The 14,989-nt window shown below is 70.6% G+C and carries 18 protein-coding genes; 16 read left to right on the top strand and 2 right to left on the bottom strand.

What is annotated here, in order from left to right:
• Window positions 1–86 precede the first annotated feature (86 nt).
• Both ABD264_RS02695 and ABD264_RS02690 read right to left on the bottom strand, forming a co-directional pair.
• The gene (locus tag ABD264_RS02695; RefSeq protein ID WP_256385980.1) at window positions 87–221 is read right to left on the bottom strand and encodes a hypothetical protein; all 135 of its coding nucleotides are present in this window, start codon (window positions 219–221) and stop codon (window positions 87–89) included.
• 7 nt (window positions 222–228) lie between these two features.
• The gene (locus tag ABD264_RS02690) at window positions 229–1,524 is read right to left on the bottom strand and encodes an MFS transporter (protein ID WP_371413783.1); all 1,296 of its coding nucleotides are present in this window, start codon (window positions 1,522–1,524) and stop codon (window positions 229–231) included.
• A 31-nt stretch (window positions 1,525–1,555) separates the two neighbouring features.
• On the opposite strand from ABD264_RS02690, the gene ftsY reads away from it, so the two are divergent.
• From ftsY to ABD264_RS02610, 16 genes are all read left to right on the top strand, one after another.
• Window positions 1,556–2,674 (top strand): signal recognition particle-docking protein FtsY, encoded by a 1,119-nt coding sequence (gene ftsY, locus ABD264_RS02685; protein ID WP_295109689.1) that lies wholly within the window; start codon window positions 1,556–1,558, stop codon window positions 2,672–2,674.
• Between the two features lie 270 nt (window positions 2,675–2,944).
• Window positions 2,945–4,264 (top strand): ammonium transporter, encoded by a 1,320-nt coding sequence (locus ABD264_RS02680; protein WP_270241062.1) that lies wholly within the window; start codon window positions 2,945–2,947, stop codon window positions 4,262–4,264.
• The gene (locus ABD264_RS02675) at window positions 4,261–4,599 is read left to right on the top strand and encodes a P-II family nitrogen regulator (RefSeq protein ID WP_126875005.1); all 339 of its coding nucleotides are present in this window, start codon (window positions 4,261–4,263) and stop codon (window positions 4,597–4,599) included. Before ABD264_RS02680 ends, ABD264_RS02675 begins: the two co-directional genes overlap by 4 nt.
• Window positions 4,600–4,712: 113 nt before the next feature.
• Window positions 4,713–6,281 (top strand): signal recognition particle protein, encoded by a 1,569-nt coding sequence (gene ffh, locus ABD264_RS02670; protein ID WP_144942533.1) that lies wholly within the window; start codon window positions 4,713–4,715, stop codon window positions 6,279–6,281.
• Between the two features lie 13 nt (window positions 6,282–6,294).
• Window positions 6,295–6,786 (top strand): NUDIX domain-containing protein, encoded by a 492-nt coding sequence (locus ABD264_RS02665; protein WP_145009342.1) that lies wholly within the window; start codon window positions 6,295–6,297, stop codon window positions 6,784–6,786.
• Window positions 6,783–7,631, top strand: a complete 849-nt coding sequence (locus ABD264_RS02660) for a hypothetical protein (protein WP_144942535.1) — start codon at window positions 6,783–6,785, stop codon at window positions 7,629–7,631. The genes ABD264_RS02665 and ABD264_RS02660 overlap by 4 nt, the downstream gene beginning before the upstream one ends.
• Window positions 7,632–7,836: 205 nt before the next feature.
• Window positions 7,837–8,265, top strand: coding sequence for a 30S ribosomal protein S16 (rpsP, locus tag ABD264_RS02655; protein WP_055083651.1), 429 nt, complete (start codon window positions 7,837–7,839; stop codon window positions 8,263–8,265).
• A gap of 2 nt (window positions 8,266–8,267) precedes the next feature.
• Window positions 8,268–8,510, top strand: a complete 243-nt coding sequence (locus ABD264_RS02650; protein ID WP_055083649.1) for an RNA-binding protein — start codon at window positions 8,268–8,270, stop codon at window positions 8,508–8,510.
• Window positions 8,511–8,702: 192 nt separating this feature from the next.
• Window positions 8,703–9,266, top strand: coding sequence for a ribosome maturation factor RimM (rimM, locus tag ABD264_RS02645; RefSeq protein WP_295109702.1), 564 nt, complete (start codon window positions 8,703–8,705; stop codon window positions 9,264–9,266).
• A gap of 3 nt (window positions 9,267–9,269) precedes the next feature.
• The gene (gene trmD, locus ABD264_RS02640) at window positions 9,270–10,109 is read left to right on the top strand and encodes a tRNA (guanosine(37)-N1)-methyltransferase TrmD (protein ID WP_295109705.1); all 840 of its coding nucleotides are present in this window, start codon (window positions 9,270–9,272) and stop codon (window positions 10,107–10,109) included.
• A 177-nt stretch (window positions 10,110–10,286) separates the two neighbouring features.
• Window positions 10,287–10,640 (top strand): 50S ribosomal protein L19, encoded by a 354-nt coding sequence (gene rplS, locus ABD264_RS02635; RefSeq protein ID WP_055083644.1) that lies wholly within the window; start codon window positions 10,287–10,289, stop codon window positions 10,638–10,640.
• A gap of 11 nt (window positions 10,641–10,651) precedes the next feature.
• The gene (lepB, locus tag ABD264_RS02630; RefSeq protein ID WP_295109708.1) at window positions 10,652–11,341 is read left to right on the top strand and encodes a signal peptidase I; all 690 of its coding nucleotides are present in this window, start codon (window positions 10,652–10,654) and stop codon (window positions 11,339–11,341) included.
• A 124-nt stretch (window positions 11,342–11,465) separates the two neighbouring features.
• Window positions 11,466–12,290 carry a signal peptidase I gene (lepB, locus tag ABD264_RS02625; RefSeq protein ID WP_344203986.1) on the top strand — a complete coding sequence of 275 codons (825 nt, stop codon included), beginning with the start codon at window positions 11,466–11,468 and terminating at the stop codon, window positions 12,288–12,290.
• Window positions 12,287–13,018 (top strand): ribonuclease HII, encoded by a 732-nt coding sequence (locus tag ABD264_RS02620; RefSeq protein ID WP_344203984.1) that lies wholly within the window; start codon window positions 12,287–12,289, stop codon window positions 13,016–13,018. The genes lepB (ABD264_RS02625) and ABD264_RS02620 overlap by 4 nt, the downstream gene beginning before the upstream one ends.
• Before the next feature lie 70 nt (window positions 13,019–13,088).
• Window positions 13,089–13,601 (top strand): YraN family protein, encoded by a 513-nt coding sequence (locus ABD264_RS02615; RefSeq protein WP_344203982.1) that lies wholly within the window; start codon window positions 13,089–13,091, stop codon window positions 13,599–13,601.
• Between the two features lie 185 nt (window positions 13,602–13,786).
• Complete coding sequence (locus ABD264_RS02610) at window positions 13,787–14,983, top strand: hypothetical protein (RefSeq protein WP_344203980.1); 1,197 nt, start codon at window positions 13,787–13,789, stop codon at window positions 14,981–14,983.
• The last annotated feature ends 6 nt before the right edge of the window (window positions 14,984–14,989 follow it).

The following is a 14,989-nucleotide window of genomic DNA, read 5'->3' as shown; positions in this document are numbered from 1 at the left end:
AGGGTACCGGGAGGGTTTTCGACCGAGCCACGGGAGGATGACGCAGCGCAGCGCCACCATGAACAGCAGCACGACGACCGCCCCGGTCAGCAGCTCCGTGAGAAGGCCAGCCCCAGACTCTGGAACAGGAGCTGTCCCAGGACGCCGCGAAGCACATAACCGAGGAAGAAGCCGAGCACGTTGTAGCTCGTGGTGCTCGACGACGAACGCTTCGTCCTCATCGTGCCCTCACTCCTTCGTCTCCGTCCGTGTCGCGTCCGGCGCCGTCTCCCGCACCGGCAACCACGCGAGGGCGGCGATCAGCATGAGGGCCCCGGAGACCCCGAACGCCCACCCGAAGCCGGCGGCGTCCGCGAGTGCTCCGGCGATGATCGGCCCGGCGATCTGCCCGGCGTCCGCGCACATCTGGTAGCGGGACAGCACCTTGCCGCCGGCACGGTCCGGACCGATCACGTCGGCCACGGCCGCCTGCTGGCCGGGGTTCAGCGTGCCGGATCCCACGCCCGCGAGCAGTGAGAGAACGGCGAAGGCCACCACGGTGGAGCTGAGTCCCACCCCGATGGTTGCCACGCCGCACACCACGAGTCCCGTGAGAACCAGGGGTTTGCGCCCCCACCGGTCCGTGAGCCTGCCGGTCACCGTCAGCGCGCACGCGTTGCCCACCGCGAACAGGGCCAGTGCCAGCCCGGCGACGGCGGGGCCCTCGCCCACGATCTGCGTGGCCAGCAGCGGAACGAGAGCCACGCGCACGCCCATCGCGGTCCACCCCGTGGAGAAGCTGGAGGCGAGCGCGGCACGGTACGCCCCGGCGTCGAGTGCGTCCCGGACCCGCATGACCGGCTGGGTGGCCGCGCCTCGCCTGGCCCCGAGCGTCTCGTCCTTGAGCCGCAGCCACACCACGAGCACGGCCACGAACAGTGCCGCGGCGTAGATCAGGAACGGCGCGTGCATCCCCAGCCCGGCCAGCGCGCCGCCGAGCACGGGGCCCAGGATGCCGCCCAGCAGGAACGCCGTCGCGTAGTAGCCGGAGACCCGCCCGCGCATGGTCCGCGGGGAGAGCCGGACGATCAGCCCCATCGCGGAGACCGTGAACATGGTGGAGCCGATCCCGCCCAGGCCGCGGAAGACCAGCAGCTGCCAGTAGGTCTGCGCGAACGCGGTGGCCGCGGAGGACAGCGCCACCACGATCAGACCGATCAGGTAGGTGGGGCGCTCGCCGAGCCTGTTGACCACCGTGCCGCTCACGGGGGCGAAGACCAGTCGGCACAGGGCGAACGCGCTGATCACCGCGGAGGCCGCGGCCACCCCCACACCGAAGCTCGACGCGAACTGGGGCAGCACCGGGGCCACGATCCCGTAGCCCAGTGCGATCACGAACGCCGCGGCGATCAGCACCTTGATGGGTTCGGGGACCTTCTCCCGGGAGGCAGACGGCACGGCGTCCGGGACGGTCTCGACGGGGGGCTCGTCGGGGTCTGTCGGGATGCGGGGCTCGGCGGGATCGCGGGGTTCGAGGTGGGACACGCCTGGCAGTTTATGGGAGATTAGACGGGTGATGACTCCTGAACTGATGTGGATCGTGATAGCCGCCGCGGCGGTGGTGCTGCTCGTGGTGTTCGGCGTGCTGCTGCTGCGCAAGCCCAAGGCCCCGAAGGGTGGGTACCCGGGCACGCGGGACGTGGACGACGTCCCGGACATCACTGACGAGGGCGTGGTCGAGGACAGCCCCGTCGCCACTCTGGAGCGCCCCGAGTCCGCCCGCGGCCGCCTGGAGCGGCTTCGCGGACGCCTGGCGAAGTCCAACACAGTGCTCGGCAAGGGCCTTCTCAAGCTGCTCTCGCGCGAGCGGATCGACCAGGACACGTGGGACGAGATCGAGGACACGCTGCTCATGGCGGACCTCGGCACGGACGCCTCCGTGGAGCTCGTGGAGAACCTCAAGAAGCGTGTGCGCGTCACGGGCACCAAGGACCCGGGGGAGCTGAAGGCGCTGCTGCGCGAGGAGATGCTCGCCCTCGTGGATCCCACGCTGGACCGCTCCGTTCGCACCGAGGCGGTGCCCGGCAAGCCCGCCGTGGTGCTCGTGGTGGGCGTCAACGGCGTGGGCAAGACCACCACGGTGGGCAAACTCGCGCGCGTGCTCGTGGCCGAGGACAAGGACGTCCTGCTCGGCGCGGCAGACACGTTCCGCGCGGCCGCCGCTGACCAGCTCGAGACCTGGGGAGCCCGCGTGGGCGTGCCCACGGTGCGCTCCGAGCAGGAGGGCGCGGACCCCGCCTCCGTGGCCTACGACGCAGTGAAGGCCGGCATCGACCAGGAGGCGGACGTGGTCCTCGTGGACACCGCTGGCCGGCTGCAGAACAAGGCCGGTCTGATGGACCAGCTCGGCAAGGTCAAGCGCGTGATCGAGAAGGCAGCCGAGGTGGACGAGGTGCTGCTCGTGATCGACGCGACCACCGGGCAGAACGGCATGGCCCAGGCCAAGGTCTTCGCCGAGGCCGTGGACATCACCGGCATCGTGCTCACCAAGCTGGACGGCACCGCCAAGGGCGGCATCGTGGTCGCCATCCAGCGCGGGCTGGGCGTGCCCGTCAAGCTGATCGGTCTCGGCGAGGGCCCGGACGACCTCGCCCCCTTCAACGCCGAGCAGTTCGTGGACGCAATCATCGACTGAGCCTGCTTCCCCGCGCGATGCCGACGGCGCCCGCCCCCTTCGTGGGAGCGGGCGTCGTCGTCGGGGCACCGGCACTCGCCCTGGCCCTTGCCCCGGACTGGAACCGGCATCAACACCGGCACCTGAGGAGTTAACACGATCGTCACACGCGGACGTGACGTGAAACACCGGCGTCACGAACCCGCGCCGTCGCGGTAACACCCGCCCCGTTGACTGTGCGCAAGAGGCGCAAAGGCTGTGCCGACACGAAACAGGGACGAGGTGATCCGGGTGGAGTTGACCGCCGGACACGTGTGGACCGTGGTGGCCGCGGGGTTGGTGTTCTTCATGACCCCCGGACTTGCACTGTTCTACGGAGGCATGACCCGCGCCAAGGGTGTGCTGAACATGATGATGATGAGCTTCGCCGCGCTCGGCGTGGTGGGCGTCGTGTGGGTGCTGTGGGGCGGTTCCATGCTCGCCGGGGACCCGGTGCTGGGCGGCCTCACCGCGGATCCGTTCGCGCACTTCGGTCTGCACGGCCTGATGGGCACCGAGGACCTGCTGTCCTCAGACTTCTCCGTGACATTCGCGATCATCACCGTGGCCCTGATCTCCGGCGCGATCGCGGACCGCACCCGGTTCGGCACATGGGTGGTCTTCACGCTCGTGTGGGTCACCCTGGTCTACTTCCCTCTCGCGTACATGGTGTGGGGTGACGGGCTGTTCTCCGAGGACGGCGCCCTGGGCCGGATCTTCGGCGAGCCGATCGACTTCGCCGGCGGGCTCGCCGTGCACATCAACGCGGGCATCGCGGCTCTGGTGCTCATCCTGCTCATCGGTGCCCGCCGCGGCTTCGGCCGCGACTCGGGCCAGCGCCCGCACAACCTGCCGCTCGTGATGCTCGGCTCGGCCATCCTGTGGTTCGGCTGGTTCGGCTTCAACGCCGGCGCCGCAACCACCGTGGAGCAGGCCGCCCTGATCTGGACCAACACGCTCGTGGCCCCGGCTGCGGCCATGCTGGCCTGGCTGCTCACCGAGCGCATCCGGGACGGGCACGCGACGTCGCTGGGTGCGGCGTCGGGCGTCGTCGCCGGGCTCGTGGCCATCACGCCGGCGTGCGCCAACGTGACCCCGCTCGGCGCGATCCTGCTGTCTGCCGTGGCCGGTGCGTGCTCTGCGATCGCCGTGGGCCTGAAGTACCGGATCCACCTGGACGACTCGCTGGACGTGTGCGGCGTGCACCTGGTCTCCGGCATCGTCGGCACCGTGGCGCTGGGCTTCCTGGCGATCCCCTCCGAGGGCCGGGCCGGGGTGTTCTACGGTGGTGGCTGGGGCCTGCTGGGTACCCAGCTCGCCGCGACCCTCTTCGTGACGCTCTACACCGGCGTCCTCACGCTGGTCATCGGGCTCGTGCTGAAGGCCACCATGGGGCTGCGGATCACCCGCCGGGACGAGGTCATCGGCGTGGACCTCACCCAGCACGCGGAGTCCGCGTACTCGCTGAAGGACGAGGCCACCGGCTACTTCGCCGGGCAGGCCCCCGCGCGGCCCCTGCCCGGGACCGCCGAAGCCCCCGTGCCCGCCGCCAGCAAAGGAGACAACCAGTGAAGCTGATCACCGCAGTGGTGCGACCCGAGAAGTTCAGTGACGTCAAAGACGCCCTGGAGAGCTACGGCGTGCAGGGCATGACCGTGCTGACCGTCCACGGCTACGGCCGCCAGCGCGGGCACCGCGAGGTCTACCGCGGTGCCGAGTACACGGTGGACCTCCTCGAGAAGGTGCGCATCGAGACGGTCGTGGAGGACGGCGAGGTCCAGGACCTTGTGGACGTCATCGTCACCTCCGCACGCACGGGCGAACCCGGGGACGGCAAGGTGTGGGTGACTCCCGTGGAGAACACCGTGCGCGTGAGCACCGGCGAACTGGGTGACGTCGCGCTCTGAGGTCGCACGCGACGTCTTCGGCACAGGCCCCGTCCGGGCGACCGGGCGGGGCTTCGCTTGCTAACCTGGGACACTGAATTCATCCGTTGTCAGACGAAAGCAGCGACCACCCCGTGTTCAATTCACTGTCCGACCGGCTCACAGCGACCTTCAAGAACCTGCGCGGCAAGGGCCGGCTCTCGGAGGCCGATGTCGATGCCACCGTCCGGGAGATCCGCCGGGCCCTCCTCGAGGCGGATGTGGCCGTGCCCGTGGTCCGGGAGTTCACAGCGATCGTCAAGGAGCGCGCGCTCGGCGCGGAGGTCTCGGAGGCGCTGAACCCCGGCCAGCAGGTCGTGAAGATCGTCAACGAGGAGCTGCAGAACGTCCTCGGCGGCGAGACCCGGCGGATCAACCTCGCCAAGACCGGGCCCACGGTGATCATGCTCGCGGGCCTGCAGGGCGCGGGCAAAACCACCCTGGCCGGCAAGCTTGGCAAGTGGCTCACGGACCAGGGCCACAAGCCCGTGCTCGTGGCCTCCGACCTGCAGCGGCCCAACGCCGTCACCCAGCTGCAGGTGGTCGGCCAGCGCGCCGGGGTGCCGGTCTTCGCCCCGGAGCCCGGCGCCACCTCGGAGTTCGACGACCCCACGGGGGATCCCGTGAAGGTGGCCCGCGACGGCGTCGACTTCGCCCGCTCCAAGCTCTACGACGTCGTGATCGTCGACACCGCCGGACGCCTGGGCATCGACCAGGCGCTGATGAACCAGGCGCGCGACATCCGCGACGCCGTGGATCCGGACGAGGTCCTGTTCGTCATCGACGCCATGATCGGCCAGGACGCGGTGAACACCGCCAAGGCGTTCGACGAGGGCGTGGACTTCACCGGTGTGGTGCTCTCCAAGCTCGACGGCGACGCCCGCGGCGGTGCCGCGCTGTCCGTCCGTGCGGTGACCGGCAAGCCCATCATGTTCGCGTCCACCGGCGAGGGCGTGGGGGACTTCGAGCAGTTCCACCCGGACCGCATGGCCTCGCGCATCCTGGACATGGGCGACGTCATGACCCTGATCGAGCAGGCCGAGCGGCAGTGGGACAAGGCCGAGGCCGAGCGCATGGCCAAGAAGTTCACCGACCAGGAGGACTTCACCTTCGAGGACTTCCTCGCGCAGATGCAGCAGCTGCGCAAGATGGGCTCCATGAAGAAGATGCTCTCCATGATGCCCGGCGCCGCCGGCATGCGGGAGCAGCTCGAGAACTTCGACGAGCGCGAGATCGACCGGGTGGAGGCCATCGTGCGCTCCATGACCCCGCACGAGCGCGTGGCCCCCAAGATCATCAACGGTTCCCGCAGGGCGCGCATCGCCCGCGGCTCCGGTGTCACGGTCTCCGAGGTGAACCAGCTCATGGAGCGCTTCGCCCAGGCCCAGAAGATGATGAAGCGTCTCGCCTCGGGCCAGGGCGTCCCCGGTATGCCCGGCGGCATCCCCGGGATGGGTCGCGGCGGCGCGGCCAAGAAGGGCGGCAAGACCAAGAAGAAGGGGTCCAAGTCGGGGAACCCGGCCAAGCGTGCGCAGGAGAACGCGGCGCTGGCCTCGGGCCGGAAGCCCGCGGCCAGCGGCAGCTCCTTTGGAGCGCAGGGGCAGGAACTGGACGCCGAGTCCCTCAACCTGCCCAAGGGCTTCGAGAAGTTCCTCGGAAAGTAGAAAGTAGGCGGTCATGGGTTCGTACCTTCCCGACGACGAGCTGCGGGCGTTCATCGCCACGCTGCCCACCCGGCGACTCGCGTCTGCCGCGCTGATCCGTGACGAGAGCGGTCGCGTCCTGACGGTGGAACCCAACTACAAGGACGGCTGGACCCTGCCCGGCGGCACCGTGGAGGAGGGGGAGGACCCCCGCACCGGGTGCTTCCGCGAAGTGGTGGAGGAGGTTGGCCTGCACCTTCCCGAGGGGCGGCTGCTGGCCGTGAGTCACGGCGTGGCCATGGGCATGTGGGGCGACTCCGTCTCCTTCCTCTACGACGGCGGCGAGATCGCCTCTGACACGCCCATCACGGTGCAGGAGGAGGAGCTGTTGTCCCATCGGTGGGTCGCGCCGGAGGACCTGGAGACCGTGCTCCCGGCGAGCCTCGCGGAGCACCTGCGCGACGCACTCGGAGTTCTCGAGACCGGGGGCGTGGTGGAGCGCGTGGTGAACGGCGGCGGGGCATGAGCGAGACCGCGCACACCACGGCCCGGCAGACGCGCACTGTGGCGCTGCTGCACGCGGACGCACCCCAGCTGCCATTCCTCGCCGGGGCCCTGGGCAGCCCGTTCACCGCCGTCACCCAGGACGGCTGGTCGGCGGTGCTCGTCACTCCGGGCGTGGATCCCCTGGCACTCGCAGCTGCGGGTGACCCGGGCAGCGTCTCGGTGGTGCTCACCTCAGACGGCGAGAGCCGCACCCTGCGCGTGTGCCCGCCCGTGACGGCACTGGACTCGCACGCGGACTGGCGCGAGCAGCTGGCGGAGCTCGCCGAGGCCACCACCCTTCGGTGGGGTCCCGGGGAGCAGGCCGAGACCCCGTCAGACGTGGAGTCTGCCGCGGTCGTGGAGACGGTCGCGTCCCTGCGCGACCTGGACCCGGCAGCCACCGCGCGGCTCGAGAACTACGCCCGCACCCCGAGCTCGGCTCTGCTGCTGGAGTCCGTGCTGCAGCTGCTCGGTCTGCCCGTGATGGCGGCGAAGATCGTCGAGCAGCAGCGGGAGCTCCACGAGTTCGAGGGAGTCGGCGAGTACGAACCGCGGACGACAGGGCTGTCCCTGCTCGACGCCGCGAGCGTGGAGCCCAGCGGCAACGACGTGCTGGCGCGCATCCAGCGGGCCTACGTGCGCCGCCCCGCGCTGCTGCTCGCTGTCGGCGGGGCGGAGGTCGCCCTGGGCGCGGGTCTGGCCGGGCTGGCCTCGCGTGGCGGGCGCGGCGCGAAGCTGCTCGGCTCGGCGTCGGCCCTGATGCTCTCGGACGCCGCGGTGCAGACGGCACTGTGGGCGGCGGTACGGGCGCGCAAACGCCGCTGAGGCGCCGTCGTACCCGAAGAACGAGGGCACGACGCCCACGGGTGCCGGGTGATTTTGACACCTGTGGCACAATGGTCGGGTACTCGAACCGTGCGGACCCTCTCACCGCGCGTGATCTCGTGTCCACAGGAAACCCACGGACCACCCGCCCCACGGGCCGGTGCGTGCGGTGTCCGATCCATTCGAAACAGGAGTAACCACACAAGTGGCAGTCAAGATTCGTCTCAAGCGTATGGGCAAGATCCGCGATCCCCGCTACCGCGTGGTGGTCGTCGACTCCCGCAAGAAGCGCGACGGTCGCGTGATCGAAGAGGTCGGTGTGTACCAGCCCACCGAGAACCCTTCGTACATCAACCTGGTGTCCGATCGCGTGCAGTACTGGCTCGGTGTGGGCGCGCAGCCCTCCGAGGCCGTGCTGGCTCTCATGAAGATCACCGGCGACTGGCAGAAGTTCAAGGGTGAGCCGGGCGCCGAGGGCACCCTGAAGCAGCCCGAGGCCAAGAAGGAGTTCGTGGCCCCGGACAACGGGTCCGTGATCATCCCCGAGGCCATCACGCCCAAGGCTGAGAAGGCCGAGGAGGCTCCCGCCGAGGAGACCGCCGCCGCAGAGGACGACGCCGAGAAGGCCGAGTGAGCATGCTCGCCGAAGCCCTCGAGCACCTGGTCCGCGGCATCGTGGACGCCCCCGAGGACGTCACCGTGCGTGCCCGTGAGGGCCGCCGCGGTGAGACCCTTGAGGTCCGGGTGCACCCCGACGACCTCGGGCGCGTGATCGGGCGCTCGGGACGCACGGCCAAGGCCCTGCGTACCGTTGTCTCGGCACTGGCTTCCGGCGAGAGCGTTCGCGTGGACGTGGTCGACACCGACCGTCGTCGCTGAGCGGACACAGCACTGGTTCACGGCCCCCGTTCCTCCTTCGGTGAGGAATGGGGGCCGTTTTCGTCCCGTGGCACAGCCGCAGGGGCGACGAAACCCGGGCGGGGACGCCCTGGGACGCGACCGCCGGGCCGACAGGTGACCTGGGCGGCGCGAACGAGCACGAGAGACCACGAGATCCCACGAGGAGTTGCAATGAGCGTTCGGGTGGCCCGGATCGGCAAGCCGCACGGAGTGCGCGGCGAGGTCACGGTGGAGCTGTTCACCGATGACCCGCAGTCTCGCTTCACCCCGGGGTCGGTGCTGCGCGTTGCGGCGGGGAGACGTCCCCGCGGCGTGCAGGAGCCCCGGGAGCCGCTGCGCTTGGACGAGGTGACAGTGGCGGGTTCGCGCTGGAACAAGAGCGTGCTCGTGGCGAAGTTCGAGGAGATCTCGGACCGCAACGCCGCGGAGGCCGCACGGGGGCTCGAGCTCTTCGCGGAGGTCGCGGACCTCGACCTCGACGACGACGAGTGGCACCAGGACGACCTGCTGGGCCTCACCGTGGTGGACACGACCCGGGGAGACGCCACCATCGGCACGGTGAAGGCGCTGATCCAGGGCACGGTCCAGGACCTGCTTGAGGTGAGCCGCGCGGGGGGCGGCCAGCCCGTGCTGATCCCCTTCGTGGAGGAGATCGTCCCCGAGGTGGACCTGGACCGCGGGGTGGTCCTCGCGACCCCGCCCCCGGGTCTGCTCGAGCTGGGGGAGTCGGAGTAGAGCGTGCGCATCGACGTCCTGAGCATCTTCCCGGAGTACCTCGAACCGCTGCGGCTCTCGCTGATCGGCAAGGCCGTGACGGACGGGCTGCTTCAGCTGACCGTCACGGACCCGCGGGCGTTCGCGACCGACAGGCACCGCACCGTGGACGACACCCCCTACGGCGGGGGAGCGGGCATGGTCATGAAGCCGGAGCCGTGGGCGCAGGCCCTCGAGTCCGTGCTGGGCGCGCAGGACGACGCCGCGGCGTCGCGCCCCGTGCTCGTGGTCCCCTCGCCGGCGGGCGAGGTCTTCACCCAGGAGATCGCCTACGAGCTCGCCGCGGAGAAGCACCTGGTGTTCGCATGCGGTCGCTACGAGGGCATCGACGAGCGGTTCCTGGACTGGGCCAGCGGCGAGGTGCGGGTGCGTCCCCTGAGCCTGGGCGACTACGTGCTCAACGGGGGCGAGGTCGCGGTGCTCGCCATGACCGAGGCCGTGACACGCCTGATCCCCGGTGTGATCGGCAACCCCGAGTCCCTCGCGGAGGAGTCCCACACCGGCGGGCTGCTGGAGTACCCCGTCTACACGAAGCCCGCCACGTGGCGGGAGCGGGAGGTTCCCGAGACGCTCCTGTCCGGGCACCACGGCCGGATCGCGCGGTGGCGCCGGGACCAGCAACTGGCCCGGACCGCGCGGCGTCGTCCGGACATGGTGCTCGCGCTGGACCCGGCCACGCTGGACCGCGCGGACCTCGCGGTGCTCGCCGAGCACGGCTTCCACCCGGAGACCGGGGGCGAGGGTCTGGGCTGGCGCCGTGAGGTGACCCACGAGGCGCCCTGCAGCGGCCCCGATGTGGCATAATGGCACGCTGTGTGTGCGTCGGGCACGCCCCTGCCGCAGGGGGGAGAGCGACCAACGACGCACCGCGCGGACCGGGCATTCCATGATCCGGTCCGGATCTCAGCAGCGCGACCACCCCTCGGGGGCAGGGCGCAGACCACACGTGGGAGACCTGCGGCGATCACGAGGAGTCATGTCATGAACATTCTTGACCAGCTTGATGCCAAGTCGCTGCGCGACGACGTCCCCGACTTCCGTCCGGGCGACACCCTGAACGTTCACGTGAACATCGTGGAGGGCAACCGCTCCCGTGTCCAGGTGTTCAAGGGCTTCGTCCTGGGCCGCCAGGGCTCGGGCGTGCGCGAGACCTTCACGGTCCGCAAGGTCAGCTTCGGCGTGGGCGTGGAGCGCACCTTCCCGGTGCACTCCCCGATCATCGACAAGATCGAGCTCGTGAGCCGCGGCGACGTCCGCCGCGCGAAGCTGTACTACATGCGCGACCGTCACGGCAAGGCTGCTCGCATCCGCGAGAAGCGCGAGCCGAGCAAGTAGGACTCAACCGGGTGCCACAGCACACGGAACACGCGGAGGGCCCGGCAGCTGCCGGGTCCTCCGCCGTGAACAGGCCTGTTTCCACGCGTCGCTGGTGGCTGCGCGTGGTGGCCGTCGCCCTGCTCACGGCCCTCGTGCTGACCGCCGTGCTGCGGGGCTTCGTCGTGGACGTCTACTGGGTGGGTTCCGGGTCCATGGAGCCCACGCTGGAGGGCGGGGACCGGGTGCTCGTGGACAAGCTCGTCTCGGGGGACTCCGTGCAGCGCGGGGACCTGGTGGTCTTCGACGGTCGAGGCTCGCTGGAGCCCCTCCACTCCTCGGACCCGTGGTACGTCCAGGCGGCCCACACCACCGGGCGTTGGCTCGGCCTCACCGGCTCGGACACCGCCTACGTCAAGCGGGTCTTGGCCACAGCGGGCGACACCGTGGCGTGCTGCAGCGCGAACGGGCTGCTCACGGTCAACGGCCAGGAGCAGCACGAGGACTACATCTATCCTGGGGACGCACCCTCCGACATCACCTTCAGCGTGCAGGTTCCCGAGGGGCGGGTCTGGCTCATGGGCGACCACCGCCGCGTGTCCGTGGACTCGCGCTCCCTGCTGGGAGCCCCGGGCGGGGGCCTGATCCGCACGGAGCGGATCGTGGGCACCGCCGAACGCGTGGTGTGGCCCCTGGACCGCGCCCGCTCGTTGCACGGGTGAGGAACCCGGTGGACGCCGCGGGGCACCGTGGGCGTGGCCCGCGGGCGTGACTGCCGCCGGGCACCAGGGCGGGCCGCTACCGTGGCCCGCAGCAGCAGGTCCGACCACAGAGAAGGAACGCGCAGTGGCTGAGCAGCAAGAACCGGACGTTCCGGGCACCTCCCGTCCCCGCGAGGACCTCGGGGGGCAGACCCCCGCTGGGGCGGCCGAGTCCTCCGCCGACGCCGCGGCCTCGGGCGGGGCGCGCGGCGGCAGGGCACGGCGTCGTCGTCGTGGCTCCGAGAAGCCGACCACCGGGTGGGGCGCGGTGCGCGAGATCCTGATCGTGGTGGTGCTGGCGCTCGTGATCGCGTTCGTGGCCAAGACGTTCCTGATCCGCGGTTTCTTCATCCCCTCGGGGTCCATGGAGCAGACGCTCGAGCTGGACGACCGGATCTTCGTCAACGTGCTGGACGCGCGCATGGGAGAGATCGAGCGCGGGGACGTCGTGGTCTTCGACGACACGCAGGGCTGGCTCCCGGCCAGCGCCAAAACAGGGGCGAATCCCGTACGTGGTGCCCTGGAGTTCGTGGGGCTGCTGCCCGACAGCAGCCAGCAGGCCCTCGTGAAGCGTGTGATCGGCGTGGGCGGCGACCACGTGACGTGCTGCGACGCTTCCGGGAAGATCACCGTCAACGGCAAGGCCCTCGACGAGCCCTACCTGTACCCGGGCGTGCAGCCCTCCGAGATCCCCTTCGACGTCACGGTCCCGGGCGGCGAGTTTTTCGTGCTCGGCGACCACCGCAACGCCTCCGCGGACTCCCGCTACCACATCGAGACCGGGACCGAGTTCGTCAAGCGCGAGGACGTGGTGGGAACCGCGTTCGTGATCGCCTGGCCGCTGGACCGCTTCCGGTTCCTGCACAACCCCGAGGGGACGTTCCAGGACATCCCCTCGGCCGACAAGTGAGTCCAGCCAAGGCCGCGGCTCCGACCCTCGATCTCGAGCGCGAACTTGCACTCGCGGGTGCCCGCTACGTGGCGGGCATGGACGAGGTGGGGCGCGGCGCCCTGGCGGGACCCGCGAGCGTGGGTGTCGTGGTCGTGGACGCTGCCCGCTGGCTGGGCCCGGAGGGCGACGTCGCACCGTCCGGTGGGCTGTCGACGGCGCCGTCCGCGGGGGCTCCCTGGGAGGGCGTGCGCGACTCCAAGGCGCTCAGCGCCGCCCGGCGCGCCGCTGTCGCACCGACCATCCCCTCGTGGGCCGCAGCCCGTGGCGTGGGGCACGCAGAGCCCAGCGAGATCGACGCAGTGGGCATCAACGCCGCCCTGCGGCTCGCGGGGCTGCGCGCTCTTGCCGCGGTGCACGAGGACGGGGTGCCCGTGGACGCGTTGATCCTCGACGGGTCGTACAACTGGCTCGACGTCCCGCCTGTTCTCGGCCAGGACGAGGACCCCGTGGTGCTGCCGCCCGTGGTGCGCACCCTGGTCAAGGCCGATGCGCAGTGCGTGAGCGTCGCGGCCGCCTCGATCGTCGCCAAGGTGGAGCGCGACGACCTGATGGCCGCGCTCGACACCGACTACCCGGCGTACGGCTGGGCAGGCAACAAGGGGTACGGAAGTGTGGGACACCGGGAGGCGCTGACCCGGTACGGAAGCACTCCGCACCACCGGGTGAGCTGGAACCTGGGCATCTGAGGCAGCGCCCTCGCTCCACACCTGCGCCCCGTGCGTGACCTCGCCTGGGCGTACGGTTCACAGTGGGCGCATGAACACCTTTGCCCCGCACTCCGAAGCACCTCTGATCGAGCCTCCCACTGATCCGCCCACGGATCCCCCCGGCGGTCCGCGCACCGATCCCGCGAAAAACCCATCCACCGATCCCGCGGAGGGCCCACGTCCTCCCGCGGCCCCGCACCTCGGCGTGGGGCGTGCCGGCGAGGACCTCATCGCCGGTCTGCTCCAGCGCTCGGGGTGGCAGGTGCTGCACCGCAACTGGCGGCCCGTCCGGGCACCGGGCGCACCCCGCGGGGAACTGGACATCGTGGCGGAGCGGCACGGCCGAGTCACGGTCTTCGAGGTCAAGACACGCTCCGGCGGGGACTTCGGCCACCCTGCCGAGGCGGTGGGTGCCGACAAGCTCCGCAGACTGCACGTCCTCGCGCGGGCGTGGGCCCGCGAGAACGCCGCCGCCGTGCCGTCAGTGGACGTCGTGGCGGTGCACTGGCCACGCGGCTGCTCACCCCGGGTGGAGCACGTGGGATCGATCGGGTGGCTCTGACCGGCGCCCTCCTCGTACTGGCCCGGGCTCGCTGAGGGGGGTGATTCCCGCTCATCTCGGCAACTCCGACGGATTCCGGCGAGGGGACCACGGCGGAGCACATCACATTCGCCACGGGCGTCTCGTAGGATGGGAGCCTGCATGCGCGTGCCGTTCAGCGGCCGGGGGTGTGATTGGAGGGCCGGATGAAGACAGCGGGGTGGCTTCCACATGTGCTCTCCGCCACGGTGCTGACCGCCGCCGTCTCCCTGTGCGTCGTCGGCTGCGGGGAGGAGCGGAGCGACTCACCGGACACGAGGGCCTCCGCCTCTGCTTCGGCAGACGGCAGCCTGCACCCGGGCACCTTCCGGGCGAATCTCCCCGGCGGTGCGAGCGTGAGGATCACGTTGCCCGCTCCGGATGTCCCAGACCAGAGGATCGACAGGCTGCGCCAGGACGCCAAGGTCGCTCGTGCCACATACGCCACGGTGGAGATCGACAACGAACACGGTGCCTCGCCGGTGTCCGTGAGCCGTCTCGTACTCCGGGCGAAGGACGGCGCCTCCTACCAGCTCGAGCACGTCTCCCGCGCAACGGAGAAGTGGATGCCCCGGGTCCGCGACGAGGAATACCACGCCCGCGACGGGTCGACCCTGCCCCAGGAGACGGCCGAGAAGCTCAGGATGCGTCTGCGGGATGCTGCAGCATCCGCCACGAAGGACATCCCCGTGGGGGAACGGGGCTCCAACCTTCTGGTGGGGGACATCTCCGCGGTCCCGGACAGCTTCGTCAGTCTTGAGCTCATCCCCCAGATCGGTGACCGGGAGGTCACACCGGTGAAAGCCCACCCCGATGGCGGGGAAGGGTCCTCCGACGCACCGGGCACCAGCGGTTCGTCCCGGGTCGACGGCGCCGACGAGGCCGAGGACGCCCCCGCCCCGGACTCCACGGAGCTCCCCGTGGATCCGGGGGCGGCAGAGGACCCCAAGGACCCGGTGCCGTCCTCCCAACCGTCCGCGGCCAACCCGCCCGTGGACCCGGTCGACCCCAACCCCGTCGATCCGGGCCCCGTCGACCCCAACCCCGTCGATCCGGGCCCCGTCGACCCCAACCCCGTCGATCCGGGCCCCGTCGACCCCAACCCCGTCGATCCGGACCCCGAACTCTCGCAGCCCACGGTGCCGGATCCCCCGAACCCGGGTGCGCTCGACCCTCAGACGCCAGCCCCTGTCGACACGGATGCGGCGGTCACCGATCCCGTGGCGACAGCGCCTGAGCAGCCCGAGCCGGTGCCGACAGGCACCCAGATCGCCTCCGGGGCCCTGCGTCCTGCCGATCCGTCGGGCGTCACGGGAGAACTCGCTGCCTCCAGCCCACAGGGTCGCGTGGTGGACGTTGGATAATCCTCC

It is taken from the genome of Kocuria salsicia (assembly GCF_039532055.1).
Classification (GTDB): domain Bacteria; phylum Actinomycetota; class Actinomycetes; order Actinomycetales; family Micrococcaceae; genus Kocuria; species Kocuria salsicia.
This window is presented reverse-complemented; position numbering and strand designations above follow the sequence as displayed.

Coding starts and splice junctions, on each gene's coding strand:
- ABD264_RS02695 (WP_256385980.1), bottom strand. CDS start 221: ATGAGGACGAAGCGTTCGTCGTCGAGCACCACGAGCTACAACGTGCTC.
- ftsY (WP_295109689.1), top strand. CDS start 1,556: ATGACTCCTGAACTGATGTGGATCGTGATAGCCGCCGCGGCGGTGGTG.
- ABD264_RS02665 (WP_145009342.1), top strand. CDS start 6,295: ATGGGTTCGTACCTTCCCGACGACGAGCTGCGGGCGTTCATCGCCACG.
- ABD264_RS02660 (WP_144942535.1), top strand. CDS start 6,783: ATGAGCGAGACCGCGCACACCACGGCCCGGCAGACGCGCACTGTGGCG.
- ABD264_RS02650 (WP_055083649.1), top strand. CDS start 8,268: ATGCTCGCCGAAGCCCTCGAGCACCTGGTCCGCGGCATCGTGGACGCC.
- rimM (WP_295109702.1), top strand. CDS start 8,703: ATGAGCGTTCGGGTGGCCCGGATCGGCAAGCCGCACGGAGTGCGCGGC.
- rplS (WP_055083644.1), top strand. CDS start 10,287: ATGAACATTCTTGACCAGCTTGATGCCAAGTCGCTGCGCGACGACGTC.
- ABD264_RS02615 (WP_344203982.1), top strand. CDS start 13,089: ATGAACACCTTTGCCCCGCACTCCGAAGCACCTCTGATCGAGCCTCCC.
- ABD264_RS02610 (WP_344203980.1), top strand. CDS start 13,787: ATGAAGACAGCGGGGTGGCTTCCACATGTGCTCTCCGCCACGGTGCTG.